This window comes from Variovorax sp. PBL-E5 (assembly GCF_901827185.1).
GTDB lineage: Bacteria > Pseudomonadota > Gammaproteobacteria > Burkholderiales > Burkholderiaceae_C > Variovorax.
Genome location: NZ_LR594671.1, coordinates 5,121,164 through 5,139,249, shown reverse-complemented (window position 1 = coordinate 5,139,249; position 18,086 = coordinate 5,121,164). Strand labels below are relative to the sequence as shown.

Sequence of the window (18,086 nt, the reverse complement as noted above, 5' to 3'; positions counted from 1 at the left end):
ATTCTGCGCCGCTCGCCGCTGCGCTTTCCAGACAATGGAGCGACCCCTTCAAGGAGCCGCCACCATGACAACCCGCCGCCAGATCCTGTCTACGCTGATGATGGGCGCCGCACTCGCGACGCCTTTCGCCCACGCTCAGACCTATCCGGACCGTCCGATCAAGATCGTCGTGCCGTTCCCCGCCGGGGGGTCGGTCGACGCCGCGATGCGCCTGCTGCAGCCGAGACTCCAGAAGGCGCTAGGCGCGACGTTCGTGATCGACAACGTCGGCGGTGTCGGCGGTGCGCTCGGTGCCGCGAAGGTCGCTGCCGCCGCTGCAGACGGCTACACGCTGCTGGCCGGCACCAACAACGACATCGTGCTCGCCCCAGTGCTGAATCCGAACGTGCGCTATGCGACGCAGGACTTCACGCCGATCGGCGCGATCGCCACCAACTCGTCGCTGCTCGTCGCGCGCAAGGATCTGCCGCAGTCGACGCTGGACGAGCTGATCCAGCAGTTGCGCACCAAGCCCGAAAGCATCACCTACGGCAGCCCGGGCGTCGGTACGTTTCAACACTTGACGATGGAAGACCTGCAACAGCGCGCCCAGGTGCGTATGGTGCACGTGCCATACAAGGGCGCTGGGCCCATCGTCAACGACGTTATCGGAGGCCAAATCGATCTCGCGATCTTGGTTCCGAGCACGGCACTGCCGCACCTGCGCGCCGGCCGGTTGAAGGCGATCGGCCTGGCCCAGCTCCAGCGCGATCCGTTGTTGAAGGATGTGCCGACGCTCAACGAAGGCAAGCTCGTCAGCGGGATCGAAGCGCGAGGCTGGATCGGGCTGTTCGCACCCAAGGGGCTCGCACCGGAACGCCTGGACCACGTGCGTCGCGCGCTCGAGGCGGCGCTGGCCGACAAGACGCTGGCCGCGTCTCTGGGCGATCTTGGCTTCACAGTGGTCGGTGCCGCCGAACGCAGCGGCTTCGCCGGGCGCATCGCAGCAGACGAAGCGAAGGCGCGCAGCATTCGGGCGCGGATGCAATGAGCGACGTCACGCTGCGTGACGTACTCGCCAACCCGCTGTTCGCCCGCATCCGGCGCGACCTGCACGCCCATCCCGAGCTCGGTTTCGCCGAGCACCGGACCGCCGGCATCGTCGCCGAACGCCTGCGAGAGTGGGGCTGGGAAGTGACGACCGGCATCGGCGGCACCGGCGTTGTCGGCCGCCTGCGGCGCGGCCACAGCGAGCGCATGGTCGGCCTGCGGGCGGACATGGACGCGCTGCCGATGCAGGAGGTCAACGACTTCAAGCATCGCTCCCGCCACGCTGGCCGGATGCACGCATGCGGGCACGACGGCCACACCGCAACGCTGCTCGCCGCCGCCTGGGCCTTGGCGCGCGACGGCGGCTTCGACGGTACCGTGCACTGCATCTTTCAGCCCGCCGAAGAAGGCGGGCAAGCGGGCGCGAAGGCGATGATCGACGACGACCTGTTCGAGCGCTTCCCCTGCGACGCGGTGTTCTCGATGCACAATTCGCCGGGCGCGCCGCAGGGGCGGTTTGCGGTGCGCACCGGCCCCTTCCTCGCGTCGAGCAACCGCTTTCGCATCGACGTGCAGGGCAAGGGCGGCCACGCGTCGCAACCCGATGCGGCGAACGACCCGCTCGTGTGCGCGGCGCAGATCCTCGCCGCGCTGCAGACCATCGTGTCGCGCAACCGGCCGGCGCAAGACGGTACTGTGCTGTCCGTGACGCAACTGCACGGTGGCGACACCGTCAACGTGATCCCGGATTCGGCTTGGCTGGCCGGCACTGTGCGGTCGCACGACGCAGCGGTGCTCGATCTGGTCGAGCGTCGCATGCGAGAGATCGTCGCCGGCACCGCGCAGGCGATGGGTTGCACGGCGCGGCTGGACTTCGAACGCTCGTACCCGGTGCTGGTCAATCACCCACGCGAGAGCGAGCTGGCCAAGGCCGTCGCCGTCGAGATGTTCGGCCATGACCAGGTCGACGGCGATGCTCCGCGGCTGATGAACTCCGAGGACTTCGCCTTCATGCTGCAGAGCGTGCCTGGTTGCTACATGCTGATCGGCGCTGGCGATGGTGGGCATCGCGACGGCGGGCACGGTCCGGGCCCGTGCCTCGTGCACAACCCGTCCTATGACTTCAACGACGCGCTGATCCCGATCGGCGCCGCCTGGTTCGCGGCAGTGGCACGCCGCAGCCTCGCCGACGGAGTGGCCCAGTGACGAAGATCCGAATCTCCAACAGGCCAGCGTGTTGCCTCGACCGGCTGAATCCGCCACGCAGATCGGGCCGGCATGACCTGAGCCCCTAGGCCGCCTGTCGCGCCGCCAGCGCCGTCGGGTTGGGTGTGGGCTCGGCGATCCTGTGCAGCCGGTTGCGATCGGTGTGGTGAAACGCCTCGGTCTGGCCGGGGATGGTCAGCAGCGTGTCCTGCTCGTACGACCAGGTGCCATCCGCGTGGATGTCGACCTTGATCGTGAAGCGGTCCGTGCGAAACGCCTGCTCGAGAAAAGGATTGGACACGATGCCGTTGGTGAGCGAACCGCGCACGGCTTCGAGCGTGAAGGACTTCGCATCGGGACTGGCCTGGCCGGTGGCCATCGCGGTCTGGCCACGGGGAATCGACAGCGTCAGCAGGATGGCGTGCGTGGCGGGTTCCCACAGCCAGTAGCCGACCTGGTCGTGAAAGGTCTCCGGATCATCCGGCTTCACGATCCGCGTGTGATAGCGCAGCCCGTAGAAAAGCTGCGGCCCGTTGGTCTGGGCGTCGATCGGCTGGAGTTCGTAGCGCTCGATGAAGCGCTGATGCTCGGGGCCGTCAGGCTTCGGATTGACGTCCTGGCCGGCAGCGCTGGACCAGATGCCGGCCATGCCGGAAAGCGGGCCGAGGTTGGCCAGCGTGTCGGCATTCGGTTCGGGTTCCGTGTAGATGTCCGCGGGGTAGTGGTACATGAGGACTCCAGGTGGGGAATCGGTTGGCCGTTCCGGGATCGCCGCGTCCGCCTGATTCGGGCGGACGCCTCGACGACGGCGGCCCGGTCAGCAGGTCTGAAAGCGCCTGCATTCTGCAACGGCCCGGATCGCCGTCACCCGGTTCTCGCCTTCGACGTGCCTCGAGGTGAACTCGACCCAGGCGCCTTCGGGAATGCCCGCCAGCAGCGCGCGGTCGGCCACGCGGAAGGTCTGGGTGGTGAACGGAATCTTGGACCTCGGCAGCAGCTTCAATCGGACATAGAGCCTGCCGTCGGCTTCTTCGTGCGTAGAGGTGAAGCGCGCACGCGTGAAGACCGGCGCCGCTTCGTGCGCGGGCTCGACCGGCCGGCGCTCGGTGGGCTGCGCCGATGCAACGCTCATCAGCAAGAGACTCATCCCGGCCAGGGCCCATGGGTGCAGCGCCATCGACATGTGTTCGTTCCTCGGTCGGCCTGGGGAGTTGATGGTGGCCGCAACCCGTCACCGGATGGCGATGTTCGCGCCTTCGCTCACCTCGATGCCCGACGAGGTGACGCCGCTCGCGCACCGGAACGCGACCAGGCCGTGTCCGCGCGGGTCGGCATTGACGCCGAAAGGCGCCGATCGATCGCCCTGGCCGAGCGAGAACGGGCTGCCCGTGACGGGGCGCGTGCCGCCCCGGAGGGTGTCGAACACATGGACGGTCTGGGCATGTCCGCTGAGGTTCGCGACGGTGACTTGGACTTGGGGCATGCGGGGAATTCTGCCATCGGGCCATGGGCCCGCGACTTCAACTGCCCGCGCAGTGCGCGATCGCGATGACGAAGGGCAGGACCAGTTCCGGGATCAGGTAGCCGAGCCACACCGCCCTCGGCTCGGGCAGCCCGACCTTGCGCATGGACACCAGCCGGCCGATGCCCCCGAGCAGGATGCCGAATGCGATCAGGTAGATCAGGACGTCCTGCTGGCGCACGGTGATCCCGGTCCAGATGCAGATCAGCCCCATCGAGAAATAGATGCCGGCCATGAAGCGGTGGACGTTGTCCAGGCGCGGGCTGGTGTCGGGCTGCCCGAGAACCATCTGGAGCGAACCGCCGAACAGCGAGATGGCGGCCGCCAGGAACAGGCAGACGCGCACGACGATCTGGCCTGCGAGCAGGGGTGTATCAGGACTCATTGTTTTTTCCTCGCTCCGATTTGCGAATGGCCTTCGAGCCGGGCCGGCACGCATCGGAATGCCCGACGCAGCCTGCATTGGAGCCTGCCCTGCGACAATTGTCACCATGAGCAGCCCGTTTCGTATCGCACCCTCCATCCTTTCGGCCGATTTCGCGCGCCTCGGCGCCGAAGTGAGCGACGTGATCGCGGCCGGCGCCGACTGGATTCACTTCGACGTGATGGACAACCATTACGTGCCCAACCTCACCTTCGGCCCGATGGTCTGCCGCGCGCTCAAGCCGCACGCGCAGAAGCCCGACGGCACGCCGGTGCCGATGGACGTCCACCTGATGATCCATCCGGTCGATGCGCTGGCCGTCGCCTTCGCCGAGGCCGGCGCCGACTACATCAGCTTCCACCCGGATTCATCGCCGCATGCGCACCGCAGCGTGCAGGCCATCAAGGCGGCCGGCTGCAAGGCGGGGCTGGTCTTCAATCCGGGGCTCGGGCTGGAAGTGCTCGACTGGTTGATCGACGACATCGACCTGATCCTGATCATGAGCGTCAACCCCGGCTTCGGCGGCCAGAGCTTCATCGACTCGGCCCTGCGCAAGATCGAACTCGCGCGCAAGCGCATCGACGCCACCGGACGCGACATCCGGCTGGAGGTCGACGGCGGCGTCAAGGTCGACAACATCGCGCGCATCGCGAGCGCGGGCGCCGACACCTTCGTGGCCGGCAGCGCGGTGTTCGGCGCGAAGGACTATGCGGGCGTGATCGCGTCGATGCACGCCGAACTCGGCGCCGTGCGCAAGGCCTGATAGCGAAAACACGGTAGGACCGCCCGAGGCCGGCCTGTAGGATGGCCAGCGAGATGACCGTTTCACGCACCGAGCCGATCGCCGGCGACACCCTGCGCATCCATGGCTTCGCCGCCCTGCAGCCGGGCCCGCGGCTGATCGTGATCGGCGGCGTGCATGGCGACGAGACCTGCGGCACCGCCGGCATCGAGCGCACGCTGGCCGAGCTCGATGCCGGCGCGCTGCAGCTGCTGCGCGGCCGGCTGACGATGGTGCCGGTCGCCAACCCCCTTGCGCGGCGCCTCGGCCGGCGCGAAGGCGAGCGCAACCTCAACCGCCTGTTCCGTCCCAGCCGGCCCGGCGACGGTCCCGCCGACTACGAAGGCCGCATCACCGATGTGCTGTGCCCGCTGCTCGCGCAGCACGACGTGCTGCTCGACCTGCATTCGTTCCAGAGCGAGGGCGAAGCCTTCGCGATGATCGGCCCGCGCGACAACAGCGGCACGCTCGAGCCCTTCGCGCGCGCCTTCGAGGAAGGCCAGCTCGCGCTGCATCTGGGCACCTCGCGCGTGGTCGAGGGCTGGCTCGACATCTATGCCGCGGGGCTGGCGCAGCGTGCCGGCGGCCGGCCGGCCGACGAGGCGGCGCTGGCCTTCGGCTGGGGCACCAACGAGTACATGCGAAGCCGCGGCGGCTATGGCGTCACGCTCGAATGCGGCCAGCATGCCGACCCGGCCGCGCCCGATGTCGCGCAGGCGGCGATCCTCGCGGCGCTGCGGCTGCTCGGCATGGTCGCGCCGGTTCCGGATGCGCCGCCGCCGGCACGGCCGAAGCTGCTGCGGCTCGTCAGCGTGACCGACCGCCAGCACGAGGACGACCAGTTCGTGCGCGAGTGGGCCACCTTCGATCCGGTCGCGCGCGGCGAGCCGATCGGCGTGCGCGAGGACGGCAGCATCCTGCATGCCGAGCGCGACGGCTTCATCGTGTTTCCCAACTCGGCCGCACTGCCCGGCACCGAGTGGTTCTATTTCGCGGTCGAGAGCGAGCGCGACTTGCAGCGGCCAGCGCCGCCGGCCCGCGCGTCCTGAGGGCTCAGCGCACGGTCGACATCACCGTCGCACGGCATCGGGGCTGGTCGCGCGGCGCCAGCATGGCGCAGTTGTCCAGGGCGCGCTGCTGCATGTCGCTCAGCCTCGGCCGCTCGGCCGGCGGCGGGCCTTCCCACTGCCGAGGGGGCGGCGGCGCGGGCGGTTCCGCCCATTGCCGGCGGCCGTCGTATTCGCGTTGTTCGTACCTGTCGCGCTCGTTGCGTTCGCGGTCATGCCGAAGCCGCCGCATGCAGCGGTCGAAGTCGACGCCGGAGCTGCCGCTGGCGCAATAGCGGCGGTCGTTCTCGTACACGTAGGCGCCGCGCTGGGCCCAGGCACTGAAGGTGCTCAGGAGGGTCAGCGTGATCAGGACGGCATGTTTCTTCATAGGTGAATGGAGGATCCGCAGTTGGGGTTCGCGAGTCGGTTTTTCGGCATCGCCGGCGCGCCGGCCGCGTCCGGCCCTGACGCCGCGCGCCGCCGCGTTCCTACACCGGCGCGCGGCCACGCGACTTAGTTTACAAGGCTGGAGGTTCTCGCCATGGCTACATCCAAGACCCCTGCGCCGCGCGTGTTGTGGAAGGGTGCGATCAGCTTCGGCCTGGTCCACATCCCGGTGGCGCTGTATTCGGCCACGGTCGACCACGGCATCGATTTCGACTGGCTCGACAAGCGCACCATGGACCCGGTCGGCTACAAGCGCATCAACAAGAAGACCGGCCGCGAGATCCAGCGCGAGCAGATCGTGAAGGGCGTCGCGTACGAGGATGGCCAGTACGTGGTGCTGAGCGACGAGGAGATCGCCGCCGCCTATCCCAAGACCACGCAGACCATCGAGATCGAGACCTTCGTTCCCGCCAACGGCATTCCCTTCGTCTACCTCGAGCGCCCCTATTACGTGGCGCCGATCCACCGCGGCGCCAAGGTCTACGCACTGCTGCGCGAAACCTTGCAGCGCAGCGGCCGCGTCGGCGTGGCGCGCGTCGTGATCCAGACCAAACAGCACCTCGCGGTGCTGGTGCCCGTCGGCCCGGGGCTGGTGCTGAACCTGCTGCGCTGGGGCGCCGACATCCGCTCGTGGAAGGATCTGCCGCTGCCGTCCGAGAACGCGAAGCAGGCCGGCCTGTCGGAGCGCGAGCTCAAGATGGCCGGCCAGCTGGTCGATGACATGAGCTCGGACTGGGATCCCGATGCCTTCAAGGACTCGTTCAAGGACGAGATCATGCAGCTGATCGACCGCAAGGTCGAAGCCGGTCAGACCGAGCAGGTGACCCAGCCCGAGCCGATCGAAGAGGGACAGGGCAGCGCGAAGATCCTCGATCTCACCGAGCTGCTGCAACGCAGCCTGCGCAAGGGCGGCAAGGCCGCCGCGGCGGACGATGGCGACGACGATGACGGCGCCCGCAGTGCCAGGAAACCGGCCGCACGCAAGGCGGCCGCCAAGCGCGCGACGGCCAAGTCGGCGCCGCGCCGCAAGGCAGCCTGAGGCCGGAGGCCATGGCTCACGCGAGCGCGCGCGAATCGCTGGCCCGCTACCACGGCAAGCGCGACTTCGCGCGCACGCCGGAGCCTCGGGCCGGCGGCGGCGGCAGGCAGCGCAAGGGCGTGCTGTCCTTCGTCATCCAGAAGCACCATGCGAGCCATCTGCACTACGACTTCCGGCTCGAGCTCGACGGCACCCTGAAGAGCTGGGCCGTGCCCAAGGGGCCTTGCCTCGATCCCAGCGTCAAGCGCATGGGCGTCCACGTCGAGGACCATCCGCTGTCCTATGCGGACTTCGAAGGCACCATCCCGCCGAAGCAGTACGGCGCCGGCAGCGTCATCGTCTGGGACCGCGGCGAGTGGCTGCCCGAGGGCGACGCGCGCCGGGCGCTCGCCGAAGGCAAGCTCAAGTTCGAGCTGCGCGGCGAGAAGCTGCATGGCCACTGGACGCTGGTGCGCATGCGCGGCCATGGCGAGAAGCAGGAACCGTGGCTGCTGATCAAGGAGCACGACGACGCGGCCCGGCCGCTCGCCGACTACGACGTGGTCCAAGCGCTGCCCGACAGCGTGCTGAGCGGCCGCGGCGTCGACGACCTGCCGGCCTCCGCACCGAAGAAGACGTCCGCGGCGGCCAAGGCCGCCAGGGCAACGGCGCCGAAGCCCGCCGCGCGCAAGAACCCGGCACCCAAGGCGGCGCTGCCGCCCGAACTCTCGCCGCAGCTCGCGACGCTGGTCGCCGCGCCGCCCGCATCGCCCGGCGACTGGCTCTACGAACTCAAGTTCGACGGCTATCGGCTGCTGACCCGCATCGACGGCGGCAAGGTGCGCTGCATCACGCGCAACGGTCACGACTGGACCGACAGGCTGCCCGCGCTGGCGAAGGCCCTCGCGAAGCTGCCCACGCGTTCGGCCTGGCTGGACGGCGAGATCGTGGTCGAGAACGCGCAGGGCGCGCCCGACTTCCAGGCCTTGCAGAATGCCTTCGACCGCGCGTCGACGAACGCCATCGTCTACTGGCTCTTCGATGCGCCTTTCCTGGACGGCCGCGATCTGCGCGCCATGCCGGTGGAAGAACGCCGGGCGCGGCTGGCCGCGCTGCTCGGCGACAGGCCGCCTCCGCCGCTGCGCATGAGCGAAGCCTTCGAGGCCGCGCCGCGCGACCTGCTGCTTTCCGCGGCGCGCCTCGGCTTCGAGGGCATCGTCGGCAAACGCAAGGGCTCGGGCTACGTGTCGCGGCGCTCGCCCGACTGGATCAAGCTCAAGAATCAGCTGCGGCAGGAGTTCGTGATCGGCGGCCACACCGCGCCCAAGGGCGCGCGCGCGGGCTTCGGCGCCTTGCTGCTCGGCGTGTACGACGACGAAGGCATGCTGCAGTACTGCGGCAATGTCGGCACCGGCTTCGATGCCGGCCGGTTGAAGGACATCAAGGCCAGGCTCGACCGCGAGCAGACCGGCGACTGCCCGTTCGCGACCCGGCCCGCCGGCGTCAAGGCGCAATGGGTGCGGCCCGTGCTGGTGGCCGAGGTGGTGTTCGGCGCGTGGACGCACGAAGGGCGCATTCGCCATTCGGCCTTCCAGGGCCTGCGCATCGACAAGCCTGCGGCCGAGGTCCGGCGCGAGACGCCGCAAGCCCTTTCATCCATCGCTTGCGCCGCTGCCGCACCGGCCGCGCGTGGGCCCCGTCAAGGAGCATCGAAACCCATGGACATGCGCATCACCCACGCCGAGCGCGTGATCGACACGGCGAGCGGCATCACCAAGGGCGAGCTGGTCGCCTACTACGCGCAGGTCGGCGCGCTCATGCTGCCGCACCTGAAGCGCCGGCCGGTCGCGCTGGTGCGCGCGCCCGATGGCGTCGGCGGCGAGCTCTTCTTCCAGAAGCATGCGCAGAAAAGCGAGCTGCCCGGCGTGAAGCTGCTCGATCCAGCGCTCGACCCCGACCATGATCCGCTGCTGCAGATCGATGCCGAACGCGGGCTGCTCTCGGCCGCGCAGATGAACGTGATCGAATTCCACACCTGGAACGCGACCTCGAACGCGATCGGCCAGCCCGACCGCATGACCTTCGACCTCGATCCGGGCGAAGGCGTTGCCTGGGCGCGCATGCAGGAGGCCGCGCTGCTGGTGCAGACGCTGCTCACCGAGCTCGGCCTGCCGGCCTTTCTCAAGACCAGCGGCGGCAAGGGCCTGCACGTGGTGGTGCCGATCCGCCGCCGCTACGGGTGGGACGCGGTGAAGGGTTTCTCGCAGGCCGTGGTCGCGCATCTGGCCGAGACCATTCCCGATCGCTTCGTGGCCAGGAGCGGTCCGCGCAACCGGGTCGGCAAGATCTTCGTCGACTACCTGCGCAACGGCTTCGGCGCGACCACGGTCAGCGCGTGGTCGGCGCGTTCGCGTCCGGGGCTGGGCATCTCGGTGCCGCTGGATTGGGACGAGCTGCCGGCGCTGCAGAGCGCCGCGCAATGGACCGTGCGCAACGCGGCCGAGCGCCTCGCCGTCGGCAACCGGCCCTGGGCCGCGATGGACGCCAGCCGCAAGGGATTGGGCGCGGCGATGAAGAAGCTGGGCCATGCGCCGCCGTGAGGGTGCGACGCCACCTCAAGCGCTGACTTCCTGCGTGACCACATCGAAGCGCTGAAGCTTGTTGACACCGAACACCATCGTGATCGGCACGTCCGCCGCATCGCGCCCGCGCGCGATCACGACGCGTCCGATGCGCGGCGTGTTGTGGCGCGCATCGAAGGTGTGCCAGCGATCGCCGAGCCAGACTTCGAACCAGGCGCTGAAGTCCATCGGATAGGGCACCGGCGGCACACCGATGTCGCCGAGATAGCCGGTCACGTAGCGGGCGGGGATGTTCATGCAGCGGCACAGCGTGACGGCCAGGTGCGTGAAGTCGCGGCAGACGCCGATTCGTTCGCGCCAGGCCTCGAGCGCGGTGCGGTTGGCGCGTGCGCGCTGGTAGTCGAAGCGCAGGTGCCGGTGCACGAAATCGCAGATCGCCTGCACCCGCGGCCAGCCCGGCGCCGTGCCGGAGAAATGGGCCCAGGCGAATGGCAGCAGCTCGCTGTCGACCTCGCAGTAGCGGCTGGGCAGCAGGAAGGCCAGCGTGTGCGTGGGCAGATCGGCGGGCGCGTGCTCGATCGCGCCGGCGTCGACCGGATCGGGCAGGCCGCTGTCGTGCACCACCGCCGTGTTGCGCAGCCGCACGCTGCCGACACCGAGCGGCACATGCACGCGCGCGCACTGGTTGTCGAACGCATCGCGGTAGTGGTCGGTGGCCAGCGGCGGGCTGATCGTGATCGCCTCGCCGGCCGGGATGTCGGCGGCACGCGACGGATGCACCTGCAGCATGTAGATCAGCGCGGTGGGCGCGGTGACACCGAGTTCGATGTCGTAGCCGATTCGGATGAGCATGTTGCGGCAGTCGTCCTGTTGAAAGCAGTGAGGCGATGCAAGCATCTTTGATGCCGGCCTTCGGCGCATCCTATCGATCGATGCCGTGCCGCCGCGCCGAAACCAGCCCGAAGCCGCGTAGGCGGGGGACGCAGCGCGAGGCCGTCAGTGTGCTCCTACCGTGAACAGATCGCCGCTCCCACACCCCGGGGCGCGCGGCCACTACGGGTTTGCGCACGGCCTGGACCTAAGCTGGTGCACCGTCCATGGCATGCCTGCCCCGCATGCCGCTTGTTCAATCGAAGGCCTTGGAGCGAATCATGGAGTTTTCCTCGTTGTCCGGCGTCCTGAGCAATGGGTGGATCGGCAACTTCCTGGTCTGGGCGGTCGCCGTCGCGGCAGGGCTGGTCGGCGTGGTGGCGGTGGTCAGCGTGCTGGACATGTTCTTCGAAGCGGAAGCCCGCTGATACCGCGGCGCCGGGAGGCGCCGCTTCTCCTCTCTATTGAAAGAATTCCGATGACGTCACAGAACAAGGCGGCTGCCCGTCGCCCGAAGACCAGCGACGGCAGCAATGCCAAGCAGGACCAGCTGGCCGCCTTCACCACAGGCCCCGCCGCGCAGCTCAGCACCAACCAGGGCGTGCAGATCCCGGACAACCACAACTCGCTCAGGGCCGGCGTGCGCGGACCGACCCTGCTCGAGGACTTCATCCTGCGCGAGAAGATCACCCACTTCGACCACGAGCGCATCCCCGAACGCGCGGTGCATGCACGCGGCTCGGCGGCGCATGGCTATTTCGAGGTCTACAAGTCGATGTCGCAGTTCACCGCGGCCGATTTCCTGCAGGACCCGGCGGTCAAGACGCCGGTGTTCGTGCGCTTCTCGACCGTGGCCGGCTCGCGCGGCTCGGCCGATACGGTGCGCGACGTGCGCGGCTTCGCCGTCAAGTTCTACACGCGCGAAGGCAACTACGACCTGGTCGGCAACAACATCCCGGTGTTCTTCATCCAGGACGCGATCAAGTTCCCAGACCTGATCCACGCCGTCAAGGCCGAGCCGCACAACGAGATGCCGCAGGCCGCCAGCGCGCACGACACCTTCTGGGATTTCGCCTCGCTGATGCCCGAGAGCACCCACATGCTGATGTGGGCGATGTCGGACCGCGCCATCCCGCGCAGCCTGCGCATGATGGAAGGCTTCGGCATCCACACCTTCCGTTTTGTCAATGCGCGCGGCGAGAGCCACTTCGTCAAGTTCCACTGGAAGCCCAGGCTCGGCATCCACGGCCTGCTCTGGGACGAGGCGCAGAAGATCGCCGGCAAGGATGCCGACTTCCATCGCCGCGACCTCTGGGAAGCGATCGAGCACGGCGACTTCCCCGAGTGGGAACTGGGCGTGCAGATGATCCCGGCCAACAAGGAACATGCCTACGGCTTCGACCTGCTCGACCCGACCAAGCTGCTGCCCGAGGAGATGGTGCCGGTGCAGAAGATCGGCCGCATGGTGCTGAACCGCAATCCGGACAACTTCTTCGCCGAGACCGAGCAGGTGGCCTTCCATCCGGGCCACGTCGTGCCGGGCATCGATTTCTCGAACGACCCGCTGCTGCAGGGGCGCCTCTTCTCGTACACCGACACGCAGATCTCGCGCCTGGGCGGCGCCAACTTCCACGAGCTGCCGATCAACAAGGGCGTGTGCCCGTTCCACAACTTCCAGCGCGACGGCATGCACCGCCAGACCATCGCGCGCGGGCAGGTCGCGTACGAGCCGAACTCGCTGGCCGACGGCAAGGAGTTCCGGGTCGATGGCGGCAGCGCCGGCTTCCAGTCCTTCCCCGAGGAGATCGAGCCGCCCAAGGTACGGCGGCGCAGTCCGTCCTTCGACGACCACTTCACCCAGGCGCGGCTTTTCTTCAACAGCCAGAGCGTGCCGGAGAAGGAACACATCATCGCGGCCTTCCGCTTCGAGCTGTCCAAGGTCGCGGTGCCGGCGATCCGCCAGCGCATGGTCGACAACCTCGCGCACGTCGACGAGAAGCTGGCGCGCCGCGTGGCCGAGCCGCTGGGCATCGGCGCGCCCGACGCCAAGGCGGCGGCCGGCCGCGCGGGCTTTCGCGACCATCGCGACACGCTGCCGATCTCCGAATCGCCGGCGCTCAGCATGCTCGACACCGGCGACGGTTCGGTGAAGACCCGCAAGGTCGCGATCCTGGCCGCGGACGGCATCGACTCGGCCTCGCTCAAGCCGATCCGCGAAGCGATCGAGGCGGCCGGCGCGCAATGCAGGATGGTCGGCCCGCGCCTGGGCACCGTCGCCAGCGCGTCGAAGCGGCAGCTCGAGGTCGATGCCACCTTCGTCAACATGCCTTCGATCATGTTCGACGCCGTGCTGGTGCCGGCCGGCAGCCACGGCGTCGAAGCGCTCGCGCGCAACGGCGATGCGGTGCATTTCGTGCTCGAGGCCTACAAGCATTGCAAGGCGATCTGCACGGTCGGCGAGGGCGTGCAGCTGCTCGCGACGCTGGGCATCGGCCCCGGCCAGAAGTCGCCGCCGCCGGGTGTGGTGGTGGCCGCCACGCCGGTGACCAACCTCGGCGACAGCACGGCCGCGACGCAGATCGCGCAGGACTTCATCGCCGCGATCGCGAAGCACCGGCACTGGGACCGGCCGAACGTGGATGCCGTGCCGGCCTGAGGCGGCATCGGCCAGGAACATCGCCGCCCGCGCCCGATCCAACACCTGCCGGCATCCGGCCGGCCATAGGAGGTGTGATCATGAAGCGACTGAAACACTGGCAGGACCTCGTCAATGCCATCCTCGGCGTATGGGTCATTCTTTCGCCCTGGGCACTGGGCTTCCAGGACACGATGAACGCGATGAGCAACGCGGTCCTCGTCGGCCTGCTGCTCATCGCGGCCGCGCTGGGCGCGATCTTCGTGCCGCGCGCATGGGAGGAATGGAGCGAAGGCATCCTGGGCCTGTGGCTCATCGCCTCGCCCTGGGTGCTCGACTTCAGCATGCAGCGCGACGCGATGCTCGCGGCCGTCGTCACCGGCATCGTGATCGCGGCGCTGGCCCTGTGGACGCTCTTGACCGACAAGGACTACAGCGCCGGCTGGCATCGCGCGGCGCACTGAGCCGCACGGCGGATCGCATCCGTTTTCGAAGGCCCGGCCCGCGCCGGGCCGGGGACGGACCGGGCCTACGCCCTTTGCGCTAGACCGTATTGCGAATAGGCGGGGTCGGACCCCGCTCCTAGACTTTCAGCACGAGGTCTGAGAGGCGCGCACTTTCGCGGCGTCGGTGGTTCGCGCACTGCGGGCCTACAGGCAGCGCGCGGGGGTCGAATGGAACGGTTGTCGAGCTTCGGATGGGCGCGCCGCGCGCGCAGGTGGATCGTGCTGGCGCTCGGCGCCGGCGCACTCGCCGCGATGCAATGGGCGGTGGCGCAGGCGCCCGACGCCGAGGCGGCGGCGAGCAAGGCCGAGCAGGCGCGGCTGGCCGACACCGACACCCTGCTCGCGCTGACCAACGACGGCGCCATCCTCTACGCGCAGGACAGCATCAAGCTCTCGGGCTACCAGTACTGCAGCCAGGCCGTCGCGCTGGCCGAGGCCGGCGAATTCCGCCAGAGCGTGCGCGCCGCCAGCAAGGCGCTGCACCTGGCCAACACCACGCGCGACCCGAACCTGCTGGCGATGGCCAACCGCGATCTGGCCATCGTCTACAGCTACTCGGGCCAGCTCGACAAGGCCGAGGAGTTCGCGCGCGAGGCGCTCAAGCATCCGGCGCGCGATCCCAAGCTGGTGGTCGGGCCGGCCTACAAGGTGATCGGCGACGTGCAGACGCGCCGCGGCGACTACGCGATCGCGGTGACCAGCTACGACACGGCGCTCGCCAACAGCTCGCAGCGCTATGCGCCGCTGGTGCAGGCCTCGCTGGTCAACGCGCTGATCGAATCGGGCGACGCGCCGCGCGCGCGGCAGCTGCTCGGCACGCTGCCGCCGCCGCGCGAGGCCTCGCTGGCCGCGCAGCTCGACCGCACCCGCGCGCGCCTGCTGCTGGCCGAGAACAAGCCGGCCGAGGCACGCGATCTCTACCGCCAGCTGACCCTGCGCCAGGCCGGCGTCGACAGCGGCTACTTCCAGCTCTGGGCCTGGGACGGCGTGGCGCAGAGCGATCTCGCGCTGGGCGACAAGCAGGCCGCGGCCGAAGCGGTGGGCCATGCGCTCGGCGACGTCGACGGCGTGCGCGCCAAGTTCCGCAGCGAGGAATTCAAGATGGGGCTGTTCTCGGACCTGCAGACGGTGTTCGAGCGCGGGGTCGGGCTCTACAGCGACATCGGCGACACGCGCCGCGCCTTCGAGGTCAGCGAGCGCAGCCGCTCGCGCGCGCTGCTCGACGCCGTGCGCGGCCGCGCGCGCGTGAGCGAGGAAGCCGCGGCCACGGTCGACCTCGCGACGCTGCAGCGCACCCTGCGGCCGGACGAGCGCGTGGTGCAGTTCCATTCGCTGCCGGAGCGCCTGCAGGTCTGGGTCGTGAGCCCGACCGACATCCGTGCGACCAGCATCCCGATCAAGCGCGACGACCTGAACGAAGCGGTCGAGACCTTCCGCAACTCGGTGGTGCGCGGGCGCCGCGCGGCGATCGCCAATGCCGACAAGCTCGGCGCCGCGCTGCTCGGCCCGCTCCGGCTCGCGGCCGGCGAGCGGCTCATCATCGTGCCGCACGGGCCGCTGCATTACCTGCCCTTCCAGGCGCTGCGGCTCGACGGCCGCTACGTGATCGAGACGCACCCCGTTTCAGTGGCGCCGTCGATGAGCATCGCGGTGCGGCTGGCGCAGCGTTCGCCGCAGGTCGATGCCGTGCTCACCGCCTTCGGCAACCCGCGCATCGAGGACAAGTACGACCTGCCCGGCGCCGAGGCCGAGGTCAGGCAGCTGGCGAAGTCCTTCCCGCGCAACAGCGTCTACATGGGCGCCGCGGCGACCAAGACGCAGTTCCGCGAGGTCGCCTCGCGCGCGCCGCTGCTGCACGTGGCGGCGCACGCGGAAGCCGACCAGGTCGATCCGCTGTATTCGCGCATCCTGCTGGCCAACGAGAACGGCCAGCACAACTTCCTCGAGGCGCAGGAGATCCTCGGCCTGCCGATGCAGGGCAATGCGCTGGTCACGCTGTCGGCCTGCGAGTCCGGCCTCGGCCGCATCGAGAAGGGCGACGAGGTGCTGGGCTTCACGCGCTCCTTCCTGTCGGCCGGCACCTCGACGCTGATCGCCTCGCTCTGGCCGGTGTCCGACGACGCGACCGAGATCCTGATGAGCACGCTCTATGCCGAGCTGGCCAAGGGCAAGGATATCCAGCTGGCCATGCAGGCCGGCCAGCTGGCCGTACTGAAGGAACCCCGCATGTCGCATCCATTTTTCTGGGCGCCGTTCAACCTGATCGGCAACTGGCGTCTGAAGGTGGGGGCGCCGGGATGAAGCGCACGCCCATTCACGCACGACACGCCCGTTCATTGCATCCGGTCGCGCTGGCCGCGGGATCGCTGGTCGCGCTGGCCCTGGCCGTCGCCGCGCAGCGCGCGCATGCGGCGGACGCGGCACCGGTGCTGCTGCCGACCAAGGACCCGTGCGGCAGCTGCGACCGCCCGATCGCGCAGGCCCCGGCCGCGCCGCAAAGCCTGCCTGCGCCGCCCGCACCGGCGGCCTCGTTCAAGCTCAACGACCTGCGGCTCAACGGCGCGCAGGCGCTCACCGACGAGGAGCTGCGCAGCACCACGCAGCCCTACATCGGCCGCGAGGTGACGCTCGACGACCTGCAATCGCTGGCGCAGGCCATCACCGCCAGGTACCGCGAGCGCGGCTACTTCCTCGCGCAGGCCGTGGTGCCGGTGCAGACGGTGCGCGACGGCGTGGTCGAGATCAGCATCATCGAAGGCCGCCTGGGCAAGATCGATGTCGCGGTCGCGCCCGATGCGCCGCTCGGCGAAGCGCGCGTGCGCGGCTTCCTGGCGCCGCTTTCACCCGGCCAGGCGGTCAATGCGCAGCGCTACGAACGCGCGATGCTGCTGCTGTCGGACCAGCCCGGCGTGCGCGTGTCCTCGGGCCTGCAGGAAGGCGTGCAGGCCGGCACCACCGACCTCAGCGTCGAGGTCGCCGCGGCGCCGCGCTTCGCCTTCGCGGCCGAGGCCGACAACTACGGCACGCTGGAATCGGGCCGTTATCGCGTGGGCGGCACGGTGCGCTGGCTGAGCCCCTTCGGCATCGGCGACAACCTCGATGCGCGCGTGCTGGTGTCCGACGGCGACAAGCTGCAGCTCGGCCGGCTGGCCTACGAGGCGCCGATCGGCACCAGCGGCCTGCGCGCCGGCATCGGCCTGTCGCGCATCAGCTATTCGCTGGGCGGCCAGTTCGCCGATCTCGATGCGCAGGGCCGCGCCAACGTGCTCGACGTCTCGCTCAACTACCCGCTGATCCGGCAGCGCCAGCAGAACCTGTTCCTGCGCCTGGGCGCCGACGTGAAAGACCTCAGGGACGAGCTCGATGCGGTCTCGTTCACCTCGAAGAAGCGCGTGCACGGGCTCGGCCTCGGCTGGACCTGGGAGCGGCGCGACGAAGTGTTCGGCGGCGGCTACTGGGCCAGCTCGGGCACGCTCTACCACGGCAACCTGGACATCCGCGATGGCGAGAGTCTGTCTCTCGACCAGGGCGTCACCGGCCACCACACCGAAGGCGGCTTCAGCAAGCTGACCTTCCAGATGTCGCGCCTGCAGGCCATCCTGCCGCGCCACTCGCTCTACCTGGCGCTCGGCGGCCAGTGGGCGAGCAAGAACCTCGACGCCTCGGAGAAGCTCGCGCTCGGCGGCCCGCGCGCGGTGCGGGCCTACTCGTCCGACGAGGCGCTGGTCGACCAGGGGCTGATCGGCACCGCCGAGTGGCGCTGGTCGTACAACGAGGAACTCACGCCCTTCGCGTTCTACGACGCCTCGCGCGGCAAGCTGACGCGTGCGCCGACGCTCTTCGACACCGCCAACAACATCAGCCTGCGCGGCCTCGGCTTCGGCATCTCGTGGTCGCGGCCCGGCAACTTCAGCATCAACGCCACGCTGGCATGGCGCCAGGGCACGCGGCCGGCGCAGTCCGACGGCGGCGGCCACAACCCCCGCCTCTTCATCCAGGCCCAAAAGGTGTTTTGAT

At 69.2% G+C, this 18,086-nt stretch carries 17 protein-coding genes; 11 read left to right on the top strand and 6 right to left on the bottom strand.

Annotated elements, in window-relative coordinates:
* Positions 1-64 precede the first annotated feature (64 nt).
* Complete coding sequence (locus tag WDLP6_RS25020; protein WP_162594529.1) at positions 65-1,030, top strand: Bug family tripartite tricarboxylate transporter substrate binding protein; 966 nt, start codon at positions 65-67, stop codon at positions 1,028-1,030.
* On the top strand, positions 1,027-2,235 hold the full coding sequence (locus WDLP6_RS25015) for a M20 aminoacylase family protein (RefSeq protein ID WP_162594528.1): 1,209 nt from the start codon (positions 1,027-1,029) through the stop codon (positions 2,233-2,235). The genes WDLP6_RS25020 and WDLP6_RS25015 overlap by 4 nt, the downstream gene beginning before the upstream one ends.
* Positions 2,236-2,320: 85 nt before the next feature.
* On the opposite strand, the gene WDLP6_RS25010 is transcribed toward WDLP6_RS25015, so the two are convergent.
* The 4 genes from WDLP6_RS25010 to WDLP6_RS24995 all read right to left on the bottom strand — a co-directional run bounded on the left by WDLP6_RS25010 (position 2,321) and on the right by WDLP6_RS24995 (position 4,142).
* The gene (locus tag WDLP6_RS25010; protein WP_162594527.1) at positions 2,321-2,965 is read right to left on the bottom strand and encodes an FABP family protein; all 645 of its coding nucleotides are present in this window, start codon (positions 2,963-2,965) and stop codon (positions 2,321-2,323) included.
* Positions 2,966-3,052: 87 nt separating this feature from the next.
* Entirely contained in the window at positions 3,053-3,418 is a 366-nt protein-coding gene (locus WDLP6_RS25005) for a copper-binding protein (protein ID WP_232077304.1), read from the bottom strand.
* Positions 3,419-3,466: 48 nt separating this feature from the next.
* A complete protein-coding gene (locus WDLP6_RS25000) occupies positions 3,467-3,718 on the bottom strand; it encodes a hypothetical protein (protein WP_162569838.1) in 252 nt (83 codons plus the stop codon).
* Between the two features lie 37 nt (positions 3,719-3,755).
* A complete protein-coding gene (locus WDLP6_RS24995; RefSeq protein ID WP_162569837.1) occupies positions 3,756-4,142 on the bottom strand; it encodes a DUF4345 family protein in 387 nt (128 codons plus the stop codon).
* A 106-nt stretch (positions 4,143-4,248) separates the two neighbouring features.
* Here WDLP6_RS24995 and rpe point away from each other — a divergent pair, with 106 nt between their 5' ends.
* Positions 4,249-4,944, top strand: coding sequence for a ribulose-phosphate 3-epimerase (rpe, locus tag WDLP6_RS24990; protein ID WP_162569836.1), 696 nt, complete (start codon positions 4,249-4,251; stop codon positions 4,942-4,944).
* A gap of 53 nt (positions 4,945-4,997) precedes the next feature.
* Entirely contained in the window at positions 4,998-6,011 is a 1,014-nt protein-coding gene (locus tag WDLP6_RS24985; protein ID WP_162594526.1) for a succinylglutamate desuccinylase/aspartoacylase domain-containing protein, read from the top strand.
* Positions 6,012-6,015: 4 nt separating this feature from the next.
* Here WDLP6_RS24985 and WDLP6_RS24980 read toward each other — a convergent pair whose 3' ends face one another.
* Positions 6,016-6,399 (bottom strand): hypothetical protein, encoded by a 384-nt coding sequence (locus tag WDLP6_RS24980; RefSeq protein WP_162594525.1) that lies wholly within the window; start codon positions 6,397-6,399, stop codon positions 6,016-6,018.
* Between the two features lie 153 nt (positions 6,400-6,552).
* Between WDLP6_RS24980 and ku the strand changes: the two genes are divergently transcribed.
* Together ku and ligD are read left to right on the top strand one after the other, a co-directional pair.
* Positions 6,553-7,497 (top strand): non-homologous end joining protein Ku, encoded by a 945-nt coding sequence (gene ku, locus WDLP6_RS24975; protein ID WP_162594524.1) that lies wholly within the window; start codon positions 6,553-6,555, stop codon positions 7,495-7,497.
* A gap of 11 nt (positions 7,498-7,508) precedes the next feature.
* On the top strand, positions 7,509-10,076 hold the full coding sequence (ligD, locus tag WDLP6_RS24970; RefSeq protein WP_162594523.1) for a DNA ligase D: 2,568 nt from the start codon (positions 7,509-7,511) through the stop codon (positions 10,074-10,076).
* A gap of 15 nt (positions 10,077-10,091) precedes the next feature.
* On the opposite strand, the gene WDLP6_RS24965 is transcribed toward ligD, so the two are convergent.
* Positions 10,092-10,910, bottom strand: coding sequence for a transglutaminase-like domain-containing protein (locus WDLP6_RS24965; protein ID WP_162594522.1), 819 nt, complete (start codon positions 10,908-10,910; stop codon positions 10,092-10,094).
* A gap of 299 nt (positions 10,911-11,209) precedes the next feature.
* Here WDLP6_RS24965 and WDLP6_RS24960 point away from each other — a divergent pair, with 299 nt between their 5' ends.
* From WDLP6_RS24960 to WDLP6_RS24940, 5 genes are all read left to right on the top strand, one after another.
* On the top strand, positions 11,210-11,356 hold the full coding sequence (locus WDLP6_RS24960; RefSeq protein ID WP_174259899.1) for a hypothetical protein: 147 nt from the start codon (positions 11,210-11,212) through the stop codon (positions 11,354-11,356).
* A gap of 50 nt (positions 11,357-11,406) precedes the next feature.
* A complete protein-coding gene (gene katE, locus WDLP6_RS24955; RefSeq protein ID WP_162594521.1) occupies positions 11,407-13,584 on the top strand; it encodes a catalase HPII in 2,178 nt (725 codons plus the stop codon).
* A gap of 80 nt (positions 13,585-13,664) precedes the next feature.
* A complete protein-coding gene (locus tag WDLP6_RS24950; RefSeq protein WP_162569829.1) occupies positions 13,665-14,027 on the top strand; it encodes an SPW repeat protein in 363 nt (120 codons plus the stop codon).
* Between the two features lie 210 nt (positions 14,028-14,237).
* The gene (locus WDLP6_RS24945; protein WP_162594520.1) at positions 14,238-16,370 is read left to right on the top strand and encodes a CHAT domain-containing protein; all 2,133 of its coding nucleotides are present in this window, start codon (positions 14,238-14,240) and stop codon (positions 16,368-16,370) included.
* On the top strand, positions 16,367-18,085 hold the full coding sequence (locus WDLP6_RS24940) for a ShlB/FhaC/HecB family hemolysin secretion/activation protein (protein ID WP_162594519.1): 1,719 nt from the start codon (positions 16,367-16,369) through the stop codon (positions 18,083-18,085). Before WDLP6_RS24945 ends, WDLP6_RS24940 begins: the two co-directional genes overlap by 4 nt.
* The last annotated feature ends 1 nt before the right edge of the window (position 18,086 follow it).